Here is a 12,545-nt window from a genome sequence, read left to right as displayed (position 1 = left end):
GAATACAGAAAACCCAACCGCTGCCCCTTGATTTCAGGGGCTTTTATGAAGGCTTTACAGGCGCAGATGAAAACCGAACAGGTCACATTCTCATTCAGGGGCACCCTGCCAGCGCAGAGCTTTCTTGAGTTTGCGCAACACCGCGCAAAGCGACTGTCACTGCAACTGGAGACGCAGTTCCAGAACAATACAGAAGCACGAATGCGGGTTACCGGACAGACCGATCTGGTGGACGCTTTTGAAATGGCACTGAGTCTCGGGCCGCCGGATTGCGTGGTTCGGGACGTGCAGCGGGTTGGAACACAGTCAGAAAAAGGAAAGTCACAATGACGCAAACAGGGAGCGCCCCTTCGCAATGGGTTCCGGTTGCCTTGTCGAATATGATCGAAGCAGGGACATCCGCAGGAACAGTTGTGAACGATGCAGAAATCGTTGTGTGGCGGGATACTGCCGGAAAGGCCCACGCATGGGAGGACCGCTGCCCCCATCGTGGCATGAAGATGAGCTTCGGCTTCGTGCGGGGCGATCACATTGCCTGCCTTTACCACGGGTGGGAATACGACACGAGCGGCACCTGCCAGTATGTTCCGGCCCACCCCGAACTGGAGGTTCCCAAATCGATTTGTATCTCGCGCTATGGCACGACAGAAACAGGCGGCATGATCTGGGCCTACACACCCCTTGGCACTTTGGAACAGGATTCACCACCCGACCTGCCCGCGCTGGAAGGGGTTCGTTCTGTTTACATAGATGCGCCCGTTGCACAGGTATCCGGCGCGCTGGAGCAACACGGCAGTACCCCCGCAGGCAACAATGAGACCAACAGCAATTTCACAACGGTAAAGCTGGAGAGCACAGTTGTGACAGTCGGCCTGCAGCAGATTTCCGAAGGACGATGTGCGCTGCATATTGCCGTGCCGCAGGATACGACAATAGCGACCAGAGAAGCCCTGCTCGACTGGTGCGAAGACCTGCGGCGGAGTGTTGAACAACTGGAGGCCGCCGCATGATCCTGCACAACTACGACCTTTATGAAGATTGCTTCCGCGTGCGTCTTCTGGCGTCCTGCACGGAGCAATCGCTGGAACTCGTGAACGTAAACGCCTTTCCCGGAGCCGAGGAAAAATCCGCCCCTTACCTGAAGCTGAACCCTCTGGGGCGCCTTCCCATTCTGGAAGACGGGGAGCTTTGCCTGCGAAACCTTTCAGCCATTCTGATATATGTTGCAGAACAGGATGCGCAAAAACGTTTCATTCCGAAAGACAGTGCAGAACGGGCGCGCATGATGGACTGGCTTGGTTTTGCTTGCCAAGACCTGTCAGTCGCAACCGAGGCCCGTGCAGTTGCTTTGCTGGATGCGCCGGGGGACGTTGCAGTATTGCGTGCCAAAGCAAGGCAGCTTTTTCGCATTCTTGACGACCACCTGACCCGACAGTCCCTCCGGGGCGAAATTTACGTCGCAGGCAAGTCTCCCAGCCTTGCAGATATTGCTCTGTTCCCTGCATTTGCCCTGTGCAGGGACTTTAATCTCGACCATGATGAGTTTCCCGCCGCGCGTCTTTGGGCGCGCCAGATACGAACGCTCCCCGGCTTCATTACGATGCCGGGCATACCGGATTATCACTAGGAGTCCCCGTGGATTTACATCGCCTTGGTCTGGTTTCCTCCCGCGTTTACCATTTTTCCCTCGTGGCGCGTTTGGGGTCTATCCGTCAGGCTGCCCTTACGCTGAATGTTGCACCATCGTCTATTTCCCGTTCCATCAAACAGCTGGAAGATGATCTGGGAACGCCCCTGTTTGACCGGACAAAACAGCGTTTGCGGCTGACGTCTGCGGGTGAATTGCTTGAATATCATCTCAAGCAGTCCTCCAGCGAGATGAACCGCGCACTGACAGAAATCAGCGACATGCGGGGGCTACGGCGCGGCACGGTGACTGTTGCTGTCATCGAAAGCGCCGCCCGCGGAATCCTTATGGATGTGCTCGCGGGATTTTGGGTCCGTCACCCTGAAATCAGTGTAGATGTGCAGGTCGTCGGTTCGCAGGATGCGGTGGATATGGTACATCAGGGGGAAGCAGATATCGCCCTTGCCTTTGATGTGCGGGTTCCCAGAAATGCCCGCAGACTTTCTGCAATTTCCCTGCCCCTTGGCGTTCTGGTCCCCCCAGGTAGCCCGCTAACAAAACTGCAGGGCAAGCTGCGAAGCTATGATCTGGCTGGGGAAAGGATCATCCTGTCCGATGGATCCCTGTCGCTTGGAAGCTCGGTCGAGCAGATGTTTTCCGGCGCCTTCGTCGAATTCTCCCGCCGGACACGTACCAACTCCATCAGCTTGATGATTGATCTGGCGACACGGGGGCTCGGCACGATCCTGCAAACCAAGATGGGCGTACAAACCGAAATCGCGCGCGGGCAACTGGTGTTCATACCGCTCGCCGATCCGGGCCTGAGCATGCGGCGCCTGAACCTTGTGTCACGGCCGAAAGGTCAGGTCACAGAAGCCGCACAGGCGCTGGCGGACAGCTTGACCTCCACGCTGGAAGGGATGCGGGACTAGTGTTGCACTGAGGTGAACAACTCGTTCGAATATTACCGTCTTTTGCGAACAGTTTTTCCCTGTCAGGTTGAACTCAACAAGACAGAAAACTGGAGAAAAAGATGCAACAGAGTGCCGTCGAGGCTGTGATCCGCGGCCTCAAGCGCGCCGGAGTGACACTGGTATGTTATCTTCCTGACAGCCTGTTCAAGGAACTCTACCCCGCGCTGGACGCCGACCCTGACATTCGCACCATTCAGGTCACAAACGAAGGGGAAGGCGCTGCGATTTGCGGTGGTTTGTTCCTGTCCGGTCAGCGTGCGGCCCTCGTTATGGAAAACTCCGGCCTGCGCGCCTCGGTAGAGCCACTGTCGCGGATGGGGTTGGGGGCCGGCATTCCGGTTGTCATGCTCATGAGCTATCGCGGCGACATGGGAGAAAACAACTGGTGGGCCGTACCGCATGGAATCACGATGGAACCGATCCTGAAGGCATTGCGCATTCCTTACACTGTAGAAAGGGAAGAAGCCGACATCGAGCAGTCCATCGTGAACGCTTACGAGCTCGCCTATTCCTCCTATTACCACACCGCCGTGGCCCTTTCCGGGAGCATTGTACGATGAAACGCTTTGATTGCATGACCAGACTGGCCACCCGCCTGTCTGATGAACTTGTCATCCTGTCGCTCGGTGCTTCGGTGGATGAATGGTACAACGCCGCGCCTCATATGCGGGAGGCTTCCCTGTTCCAGCAACAACTCGGCTGCGTAACCCCACAGGCATTTGGCCTTGCTGTCGGCCTGCCGGAACGACGGATCATATCGCTGGACACGGATGGCGGCCTCTTGTTCAACCTTGGCATCCTCGCGACTTTGGGAAACGAGCAACCGAAAAACCTGTTTATCGTTGTCTGGGACAACGAACAGTATCAATCCATTGGCGGCCCCAAGACGCATACGGCGTCCGGTCGGGTGGATCTTGCGGGGATCGCCCGTGCATCGGGGATCGACCACGCCTATACCGCAACAACGCTGGAAGAATTCGACGCCCACTGCGAGGCGGGCCTGAAAGCAGATGTTCCTTATGTTGTTGTGGCCAAGGTTTCCGGCACGGTCCAGCCGGAAATAAAGCGCAAGCATTCCGACGGACGCGAGGACAAATACATCTTTGTCCGCCATGTAGAGAAAACCGAAGGGATCACAATCATGGGTCCGTCCGAGCATAATTGAGCATGGCATGAAGACCGGTTTCGACTACATTGTCATCGGCTCCGGCTCCGGAGGGGCCGCGGTCGCGCGGCGTCTTCACGATGCGGGCGCCGATGTTGCGATGATCGAAGCTGGCAAGAGCAGTTTTGGCATCGCCGAAATCGAAGACCCTGCAAGGTGGTTTTCCCTTCAGACTGGCACGTGGGACTGGGGGCATCACTACACCCCGAGCCCGCGCATTCTGGACCGCAAGATCGCAATTCCACGTGGCAAGGCGCTGGGGGGATCATCGGCCACCAACGCCATGATGTGGTATCGCGGCGTCCCTGCGGATTACGACCGCTGGAATGACACCGCCCCGGGGTGGGGCTGGCAGGATTGTTTGCCTGCTTTCAAGGCGGCAGAATGCTGGTCGGGCGGCGCGAATGAATTGCGCGGTGGCGACGGGCCGCTGCAGATCACCCGCCCCAATCCGGATCATCCTCTGACCCGCGCCATGATTGACGGCGGTGTTGCGATGGGGCTGGACCGGATCGATGATCCGAACGGGCCGGAAGCCGGTGGTGTCGGGCTGGCGAATTTCAACATTGATAAGGCCGGTCTGCGCCACACCTCTGCGCAAGCTTACATCGCGCCGATCCTGTCGTCGGAGCGGCTGACAGTATTGACCGAGACCCTTGCCCATCACTTGACCTTTGAAGGAGACCGCGCCACCGGAGTGGCTATACTTTCTCCGAAGGGTGAGGCGCTTCTGACGGCACGACAGGGCGTTATTCTTGCGGCAGGCGCATTGGAAACCCCGCGCCTGTTGATGTTGTCCGGCATCGGTCCGGCAAAGGAACTGGCGGAATTGGACATAGCACTGCGGATAAAGGCCGAGGGCGTCGGGCAGAACCTTCAGGACCACCCGCTTGTACGCGCACTCAATTTCCGCGCAACTGCCCCCCTTGGTGCAATGGTGGGAAATGGTGGTGGCACGCTGAGCATCTGGAAATCCGACGATGCCCTGCCCCAAGCCGATCTGCTGGCCTTTCCGGTTCAGGGGCGCTCCGCCGTGCCTGCGCTATGGGATCATTACAATCTGGACGGGGATGACATATTTTCGATCGGGCTGGGGGTAATGCGGTCATACTCCAAAGGTGCCTTGCGGCTTACGGCTGCAACGCCAACGGCACCGCTGGAAATCCAGCCGAATTTGCTCTCGGATCCCCGCGACCTTGCAGCCCTTGTCAAAGGGGTGGAGTTCCTGATGGATATGGTCGCAACGCCTGGATTTTCGTCCTATTTCAAAGACTATGTTGCACCGCAACGCGGGGACAATTTTGAAACTTTCGTGCGCCGGTCCTGTTCCACATTCTTTCACTGTTGCGGTACCGCACATATGGGTGCGGGCGAAGATGCGCCGGTCTCCCCCCGTCTGGGCGTCAAAGGGTGCCGCAAACTTTGGGTCGCGGACGCTTCGGTAATTCCTGAAATCCCATCCTGTCACACCCATGCACCCGTCACCATGATCGGTGAGCGTGCAGCTACATTTATCTTGGAGGACGCATGAGCGATCTGATCTTAACGGCCGATGCAATTGTGACGATGAACGCGGAACGCGAGACGCTTACCGACGGCGCGATCCTGGTAAAAGGCGATCAAATCGCCGGGGTAGGTCCGCGCACAAAGGTTATCTCGGCCAATCCGGATATCCCCGTCAAAGCCTTCGGTCAGGCCGTTCTGATGCCCGGACTGATCAATGCTCATGCCCATTCCGGCTTTCTGCGGGGCACGGCGGAACATCTGCCTGTCTGGGACTGGCTGACGCAGCATATCAACCCGATGCACCGTGTTCTGCTGCCCGAAGAAGCCGAAGCGGCAAGTTACCTCGCCTATGCGGAAAGCCTGCTTGGGGGAACCACCACCATCGTGGACATGTGGCGGCACATGGACGGCTCTGCACGGGCGTGTGAAGTGCTTGGCAACCGCCTCATCGCGGTGCCTTATGTGGGTGAGCATCCCGACTACGACTATTTTGACACGCTTGATATGAACGAAGGCATGATCGAGCGGTGGAATGGCAAGGCGCAGGGACGTGTGAATGTCTGGGTCGGTCTGGAGCACCTGTTCTATTCCGATGAAAAAGGCCAGCAGCGCGCCATTGATATGTCCAAAAAATATCAGGTTCCGTTTCACACCCACTGTTCGGAAGCGGAAATCGAACTCGCGGAATACAAGACACGCTATGGCAAGATGCCAATGGAAATTTTCCGCGATCTCGGCTTCTTTGAAACACCGCTGGCAATGTTTGCCCATGCAGTCTGGTTCTCTCCCGAAGAGATAGAGATGGTTGCAGACTACAACGTATCGGTTGCCCATAACCCGATTTCCAACATGAAACTGGCGTCGGGGATTGCACCGATCAAGGAAATGCTCGCCGCTGGTATACCTGTGGGGATCGGGACCGACGGGGAAAAGGAAAACAACAACTTCGATATGTTCGAAGAGATGAAAACCGCCTCTCTGAAAGGCAAGTTGCGGATGCTGGATGCCGCTGCGATGGACAGCTGGACGGTATTGGAGATGGCTACCTGTCTGGGCGCCAAAGCTGTGGGGCTTGAAACTGTGACAGGGTCTCTGGAAGTGGGTAAAAAGGCGGACATTATCGCCGTTGACGGAAAATCCCCCCGCATGACGCCGTTTTTCCCCGACGGGCGCTGGTTCAACCTGCAACACAACCTTGTGCATGCGGTGAAGGGCAGTGACGTAAAAATGACGATGGTTAACGGGCAGATTTGCGTGGATGAAGGCAAGCTGGTGTCCGGCGACCTTCCTGAAATTATCGAACGGGTATCCCGTCTTGCCCCCGGCCATTTCGAACGGCGGCAGACGTGGCTTGACGCCAATGGCGGCGGCACCGCGCAGTGGACAGATTGAGGAAGACACGATGACTGGCACGCAAGACCCTGTAGCCCTTAACGATTGGTATGCCGTTGGCACGGTGGCCGAACTGGAGCGGGCCGAAGACACCAAATTGCTGGGCCATCCGATCACAGTCGGGCCGGGAAAACAGGTCACGCAAGCGGGCCGCAGCCTGCCTGTCCGTGAAAAATTCGGCGTGCTATGGACGACCCTAGGCACCCCGAACAAAGAGATCTTCGACATTGCCGAAAGCGAAGAAAAAGACCGCCGCTATGTGCCTTGCGGCTGGGTGAAAATGCGCGCATCGGGGTTGCGGGTCGTGGAAAATTTTCTCGACATGGCGCATTTTCCCTTTGTCCATGCCGATATACTGGGATCGGAACCCCATACCGAAGTGCTCGGCTATAAATCCGAAATCCGTCATGATGTGGATGAGGTTTGGGCGACAAACTGCAAATTTTTCCAGCCGCAAATGACTTCTACACGCCCGGAAGGAGAATTTGCGCAGCTGACCTATCGGGTGCCCTCCCCATTTGTGGTGATGCTCTATCGCGCCGTGCCGGATATGGACGGCGTAGAGGATGCCATTGCGCTGTTCATTCATCCTGTTGAAGAAGACGAAGTGCGGGCCATTCCGGTCATGTATCTGACCGATCAAGAGGCCAGCCACACCCAACTTCTGAGGTTTGAACAGGTCATCTTTCTACAGGACCGCATTATCGTGGAAAACCAGCGCCCGCTGCTTTTGCCGCTTGAGGCCCGCGCCGAAATTCCGACACGGGCGGACAGTTCATCGGTGGCCTACCGGCGCTGGTTGAAACAGAAAGGGCTAACGTTCGGGACCACCACACCGGAGGCCGCATGAAGGTTGCACGGCCCGACAGTCTGGAACAGGCCCTGTCCCTGATCACGGACGGCGGCGTGCCGGTGGCGGGCGGGACCGCCTTCCAGCTGGAATATGCACAAGGGACGACGCCTCCTGCGCAATACGTGCCTGTGGGGCATCTGATCCCGACCGGCATCAAAGGTCTGACTATTGGTGCAGGCACACCGCTTGAGGACTTGCGCCACGCCGGTATTCCCCTGCTGTCGGACGCCTGCCGTGATGTGGCCGCTCCGAATATCCGCCGTTTGGGAACGCTCGGCGGGAATCTGGCTTGGCGCAAAGGCTGCCTTGTTCCGGCACTGATTGCCTTGGATGCGCTCATCACAACGACAAACGGTTCGATGCCAGTGCTGGAATATCTCTCGGCACCAGACGGTCTGGTTCTTTCGATCACGCTGCGCCCTTTGGAGGGCGGTCAGATTCAAAGCACTTGGCGCAAGGTCGGACTGCGGCAGGCGTTCACTGCATCCGTAATCGCAACGGCCGGAATGATGTCCCTGTGTGACAACACCATCGTGCAAATCCGGCTGGCGGCGGGGGGCGGTGCAACACCCGCCCAGCGCTTGACAGCGGTTGAGCACTGGCTTGTCGGACAAAACATTCACGCCATCGACCAAGCCATCCTGCGCCAGCGTCTGGAAGATGCGATCATCGCTGTGGATTGCCCGTTCCGTACAGCAAGCTATCGGCGGAAAGTGGCGGCAGCTTCGCTGGCGGCGGGATTGTTCGGACTGCCGCTTGCCCCACGCAACAAAATGCCCGAACCGTCCAAAACCGCGTTTCCCCCCGCGTTGACCGAACTGTCGCGACTGAAGGGAGGCGACCGCTGGCACACACGCCCCGATATGCCCGCGAAACTGCGGGGCACCTTCCCCTATCTTACCGATAAACGGGCGGATGGAATGCTCGTCGGGCGCATTTTGCGGGCAGGTCGCCCTCATGCCCTTATCCGAAGCATCGACACCACAAAAGCAGAGTCTTTGGACGGGGTCGAAGCTGTCGTAACCCATAGGGACATCAAAGGGCTAAATGCCTTCGGGATTGTCTTTCAGGACCAACCGGCACTGTGTCATGACAAGGTCCGCTATACCGGAGATGCCGTAGCAGCGGTGGCCGCAATTGATGCTGAAACAGCGGAAAGGGCGCTGTCCCTTATCGAGGTTGTTTATGACGATTTGCCCGTCATCAGTGATGCAAGCTGCGCACTCGCGCCTGATGCCCCACCGGTCCACACAGCAGGCAACCTTGTAACCGCGGTCGCACATGGAAGGGGCGATACCTCCACGGGCTGGGCGCAAGCGGTTCACATAGTCGAAGACACTTATGTAACCCCGCGCCAGATGCACGGATTTATGGAGACCGAAGGCGGTTGGGCCGCACCCGACGGTGACGGGCTGATCATCTGCGCGGGCGGGCAACACGGGTCTCGGGACCAGATGCAACTCGCCCGTATTCTGGATGTTCCGGCGGACAGTTTGCGCGTCGTTACCTCCCCCACAGGCGGGGCTTTTGGCGGCAAGGACGAACTGACAGTGCAACCCGCACTGGCCCTTCTGGCACAAAAAACAGGCAAACCTGTGCGGCTGCATCTGTCCCGTGCAGAAAGCGTGCAAGCCGGAACCAAGCGCAACCCATTAACGATCAGAATGAAAACCGGTTGCGATGCGCAGGGAAATCTGGTGGCACAAGAGGTGGAAGTTATTTCGGATTGCGGCGCCTATGCCTCGCTTGCGCCCGGAGTTCTGGAAACCGCATTGGAGCATGTAGTCGGACCTTACAAGATCGACCACTATCGCGCGAACGGTCGGCTGGCCTATACCAATAACGGAACCTGTGGTGCCTTCCGGGGGTTCGGTGCCAACCAAATGACGTTTGCTATTGAATGCCAAATGGACAGGCTGGCTGTTTTAGCCGGTCTTGACCCGTTGGAAATCCGGCGCCGCAACCTGCGCATTCCCGGCAGCCCCGGCGTGCTCGGGCAGAGGGTCGCTCCGTCAGAGCGCCTGTCCGAAATGCTGGCTGCGGCTGCTCACTCTGACATGTGGCAGCCTTTTCCAGTAAACGCCGACGAAATTCCCGGTGTCGGGATGGCGCTGAATTATCAGGGCAACGGGCTTGGTACGATCCCACAAGACGAAGCAGACTTCGGGCTTGGCTTGAAGGACGGGAAAATTCAGGCGCTTTGCGGGTTGGATGAAATGGGTCAGGGGCTGACGGCTTCTTTGCACGGAGCCGTTGCGGACAGGCTCGGCTGCGCACGCACTGATGTCTGTTCCGTAACCGGCGACACCATGCTTGCGCCGGACAGCGGCTCTACCACGGCGGCGCGGGGTGGCTTTGTGGTCTGGCAGGGGGTGAACCGGACGGCTCCAGCTTTTGAAGCCGCCCTGTTAGAGCGTGCCGCAACCATCAAAGGTTGCACGCCGGAGGCGCTGAAAATCGTGCCAGGCGGGGTCGGAGAGACACGGTTAAATTCGTCTACACCCTGCGTAAGTTTCGCAGAACTGGGGGAGATTGCGCCGGTGATGGCGCATTATGACTTTCCCAAGACCGATTACACCAAAGGGAACGCCCGTTTCATTTTTGCTTTTGGCGCAACCCTAGCCCGGGTGGCTGTGAACCGGATCACGGGAATGGTTCGTGTTGTCGACCTAGAGATGCACACCGCGGCGGGGCCGGTGATCGATATGGCCTCTTATCTCGGGCAGATGGAGGGTGGTCTGGTGCAGGGGCTCGGATACACGCTGACAGAGAACATGAGCTATCAGAACGGTCGGCCGGTCGCGGGCAATTTTGACAGTTACATGGTGCCCAGCGTGAAAGACGTTCCCGAAGCGATGCGCATCACCGCCCACGAAGGACTCGACGCCAATGATCCTTATGGCCCGCGCGGAGCGGGGGAACTTGGGATCGGGGCCATTATGCCTGCGATCGCAAATGCGGTGGCGACTGCAACAGGGCAATGTCCGGCAACCATGCCAATCGCGCCGGAAACCGTGCTTGAAATGTTGGAGGGTGCCCATGGTCCGCTTTAGCCTGAACGGTGTAGAAACGGAAATCGCACCTGATGCCATGCTTTTGACCCGTCTGCGCGAGGGGCTGGGCAAAACCTCCACAAAGGTCGGGTGCGAAATTGGACGATGCGGCGCCTGCACGGTGTTGCGGGACGGCGTGGCAGTCAACGCTTGCCTTGTCATGGGCTGGCAACTGGACGGTGCAGAAATTTGCACCATCGACGGGTTGGAAACCATGCCTGCCGGTCAACTGCTGATCAAAGCAATGGAGATCGAAAACGGCTTTCAGTGCGGTTATTGCGCGCCCGGTGTGATGATGAGCCTCGCGGGGCTGCTGTCCGGTGAAACCATACCGACAGATGCGATGATCGAAGAAGCCCTTGAAGGCAATATCTGCCGCTGCACCGGCTACCACTCTATCCTGCGCGGTGCCCGGCTGGCCCGCGATATGATTAAGGAAAAACACCTATGACGATCACGCTTCGGCCCTGCTCCCCCAAGACAAAAGGGGCGAAGGATTTTCTGTCCCGCGCCGTGCAGCCGGTCTGGATCGGGGGGCGCTGGCGGGTTCTTCCCGACAGCTTTGACAGCCATGATCCGGCTTCGGGCGCACTGCTGACACGTTTGTCAAAAGCGGGCAGGACCGAGGCGGATCAGGCGGTCGAGGCCGCCAATCGCGCGTTAGGCACGCCGGAATGGGCCGAAATGCTGCCCGCTGCACGACAGTCCCTGTTGTGGAAAATCGCAGACCTGATCGAAGCCCACGCCGACGAACTGGCAGAGCTTGAATGCCTTGATCAGGGTAAGACCTATGCCACTGCCCGTTTCGGAGAACTGAATGGAGCCATCGCGCAATTCCGCTACTACGCCGGTTATGCCACCAAACTGACCGGCCAGACAATCACACCCTCAATCGGTTATGCCCCTGAAGGCAAGCAGGTGATGGCCTATACACGACGGGAACCTATTGGCGTCGTGGCGGCGATCGTGCCGTGGAACTCTCCTTTGCTGATGGCAGCGATGAAACTAGCGCCGGCGCTTTGTGCGGGGTGTACGGTGGTATTGAAACCCGCCGAGGAAACGTCCCTGACAGCGGTACGCCTGTGTGAATTGATCGAACAGGCCGGAATGCCCGCTGGCGTAGTGAATCTTCTGACGGGGTTTGGACACGAGGTCGGCGAGGCCCTTGCAACGCATCCTGACGTGGCAAAAGTTGCCTTCACCGGATCGACCGAGGTCGGTCGCCGCTTGCTTGGCGCCGCCCAAGGGAATTTGAAGAAACTGACACTGGAACTCGGCGGGAAGTCACCAGCTGTGGTGATGGAGGATGCCGATCTTTCGCTTGCTGTGTCCGGTGTTGCGCGGGGGATATTTGCCAATTCTGGACAGGTCTGCGTGGCCGCTGCGCGGATATATGTACAGCGCGGGATTTACGACCGGTTCGCAGAAAGCTTTGCACAAACAGCGCGAGCAATGCGGCTTGGTCACGGGTTGGATCCCGACAGCGATCTCGGCCCGCTGGTAAATGCAGGTCACGCCAGCACAGTGGCCGCAATGGTCGAATCCGGCCGGAGTAGCGGTGCCGAAATCCTGACAGGAGGAGAGACAGACGCCGGCTACCCCGCCTTTTACCACCCGACGGTGCTGGCCAATGTGCCCGCCAGCGCAGAACTCATGCGTCAGGAGGTTTTCGGACCCGTCGCCACCCTCACTCCGTTTGACGATCCGGACGAAGTCATCGCAATGGCGAATGACACAGAATACGGTCTGGCAGCTTCTGTCTGGACAGAAAGCCTGTCTACCGCGCACCGCATGTCAGCACAGGTTCGCGCCGGTACAGTCTGGGTAAACTGCCACAGTTACTTCTCTCCGGAATTGCCAAAGGGCGGAATGAAAGCCTCTGGTTGGGGTGTCGAGAACGGGGCGCCCGGACTGGACAATTACCTTGAAAACAAAACCGTCTGCATGGCGATTTAAGCCTCCGACAGAAAGACCG

General features: G+C 58.2%; 12 protein-coding genes. All 12 read left to right on the top strand.

The features are described from left to right. Positions 1 to 45 precede the first annotated feature (45 nt). The 12 genes from C0U40_RS01980 (at position 46) to C0U40_RS01925 (ending at position 12,526) form a co-directional block, all read left to right on the top strand. Positions 46 to 330, top strand: a complete 285-nt coding sequence (locus C0U40_RS01980; protein WP_219619762.1) for a hypothetical protein — start codon at positions 46 to 48, stop codon at positions 328 to 330. Next, on the top strand, positions 327 to 1,010 hold the full coding sequence (locus C0U40_RS01975) for a Rieske (2Fe-2S) protein (protein WP_101654066.1): 684 nt from the start codon (positions 327 to 329) through the stop codon (positions 1,008 to 1,010). Before C0U40_RS01980 ends, C0U40_RS01975 begins: the two co-directional genes overlap by 4 nt. Next, a complete protein-coding gene (locus C0U40_RS01970) occupies positions 1,007 to 1,627 on the top strand; it encodes a glutathione S-transferase family protein (protein ID WP_101654065.1) in 621 nt (206 codons plus the stop codon). The genes C0U40_RS01975 and C0U40_RS01970 overlap by 4 nt, the downstream gene beginning before the upstream one ends. A gap of 8 nt (positions 1,628 to 1,635) precedes the next feature. Further along, positions 1,636 to 2,559, top strand: a complete 924-nt coding sequence (locus tag C0U40_RS01965; protein WP_101654064.1) for a LysR family transcriptional regulator — start codon at positions 1,636 to 1,638, stop codon at positions 2,557 to 2,559. A gap of 101 nt (positions 2,560 to 2,660) precedes the next feature. After that, a complete protein-coding gene (locus tag C0U40_RS01960) occupies positions 2,661 to 3,161 on the top strand; it encodes a thiamine pyrophosphate-binding protein (RefSeq protein WP_101654063.1) in 501 nt (166 codons plus the stop codon). Continuing rightward, entirely contained in the window at positions 3,158 to 3,766 is a 609-nt protein-coding gene (locus C0U40_RS01955; RefSeq protein ID WP_101654062.1) for a thiamine pyrophosphate-dependent enzyme, read from the top strand. The genes C0U40_RS01960 and C0U40_RS01955 overlap by 4 nt, the downstream gene beginning before the upstream one ends. A 7-nt stretch (positions 3,767 to 3,773) precedes the next feature. Continuing rightward, entirely contained in the window at positions 3,774 to 5,297 is a 1,524-nt protein-coding gene (locus C0U40_RS01950) for a GMC family oxidoreductase (protein WP_101654061.1), read from the top strand. Further along, positions 5,294 to 6,664: an amidohydrolase family protein gene (locus C0U40_RS01945; RefSeq protein WP_101654060.1), complete on the top strand. Its 1,371-nt coding sequence runs from the start codon at positions 5,294 to 5,296 to the stop codon at positions 6,662 to 6,664. Before C0U40_RS01950 ends, C0U40_RS01945 begins: the two co-directional genes overlap by 4 nt. Before the next feature lie 10 nt (positions 6,665 to 6,674). Continuing rightward, positions 6,675 to 7,514, top strand: coding sequence for an aromatic ring-hydroxylating oxygenase subunit alpha (locus C0U40_RS01940; RefSeq protein WP_101654777.1), 840 nt, complete (start codon positions 6,675 to 6,677; stop codon positions 7,512 to 7,514). Continuing rightward, entirely contained in the window at positions 7,511 to 10,570 is a 3,060-nt protein-coding gene (locus tag C0U40_RS01935) for a molybdopterin cofactor-binding domain-containing protein (RefSeq protein ID WP_101654059.1), read from the top strand. The genes C0U40_RS01940 and C0U40_RS01935 overlap by 4 nt, the downstream gene beginning before the upstream one ends. Further along, complete coding sequence (locus C0U40_RS01930; protein WP_101654058.1) at positions 10,557 to 11,021, top strand: (2Fe-2S)-binding protein; 465 nt, start codon at positions 10,557 to 10,559, stop codon at positions 11,019 to 11,021. The genes C0U40_RS01935 and C0U40_RS01930 overlap by 14 nt, the downstream gene beginning before the upstream one ends. Further along, the gene (locus C0U40_RS01925; RefSeq protein WP_101654057.1) at positions 11,018 to 12,526 is read left to right on the top strand and encodes an aldehyde dehydrogenase family protein; all 1,509 of its coding nucleotides are present in this window, start codon (positions 11,018 to 11,020) and stop codon (positions 12,524 to 12,526) included. The genes C0U40_RS01930 and C0U40_RS01925 overlap by 4 nt, the downstream gene beginning before the upstream one ends. Positions 12,527 to 12,545: the final 19 nt, after the last annotated feature.

The organism is Neptunicoccus cionae, assembly GCF_002860325.1.
Lineage (GTDB): Bacteria > Pseudomonadota > Alphaproteobacteria > Rhodobacterales > Rhodobacteraceae > Amylibacter > Amylibacter lutimaris.
Note: the sequence above shows the minus strand (reverse complement) of the source record. Positions and strands in the feature narration are given on the sequence as shown.

Bases quoted from the DNA above. Each gene is read 5' to 3' on its own strand.
- C0U40_RS01975 (WP_101654066.1), top strand. From the start codon at position 327: ATGACGCAAACAGGGAGCGCCCCTTCGCAATGGGTTCCGGTTGCCTTG.
- C0U40_RS01980 (WP_219619762.1), top strand. From the start codon at position 46: ATGAAGGCTTTACAGGCGCAGATGAAAACCGAACAGGTCACATTCTCA.
- C0U40_RS01940 (WP_101654777.1), top strand. From the start codon at position 6,675: ATGACTGGCACGCAAGACCCTGTAGCCCTTAACGATTGGTATGCCGTT.
- C0U40_RS01945 (WP_101654060.1), top strand. From the start codon at position 5,294: ATGAGCGATCTGATCTTAACGGCCGATGCAATTGTGACGATGAACGCG.
- C0U40_RS01935 (WP_101654059.1), top strand. From the start codon at position 7,511: ATGAAGGTTGCACGGCCCGACAGTCTGGAACAGGCCCTGTCCCTGATC.
- C0U40_RS01970 (WP_101654065.1), top strand. From the start codon at position 1,007: ATGATCCTGCACAACTACGACCTTTATGAAGATTGCTTCCGCGTGCGT.
- C0U40_RS01955 (WP_101654062.1), top strand. From the start codon at position 3,158: ATGAAACGCTTTGATTGCATGACCAGACTGGCCACCCGCCTGTCTGAT.
- C0U40_RS01925 (WP_101654057.1), top strand. From the start codon at position 11,018: ATGACGATCACGCTTCGGCCCTGCTCCCCCAAGACAAAAGGGGCGAAG.
- C0U40_RS01930 (WP_101654058.1), top strand. From the start codon at position 10,557: ATGGTCCGCTTTAGCCTGAACGGTGTAGAAACGGAAATCGCACCTGAT.
- C0U40_RS01960 (WP_101654063.1), top strand. From the start codon at position 2,661: ATGCAACAGAGTGCCGTCGAGGCTGTGATCCGCGGCCTCAAGCGCGCC.
- C0U40_RS01950 (WP_101654061.1), top strand. From the start codon at position 3,774: ATGAAGACCGGTTTCGACTACATTGTCATCGGCTCCGGCTCCGGAGGG.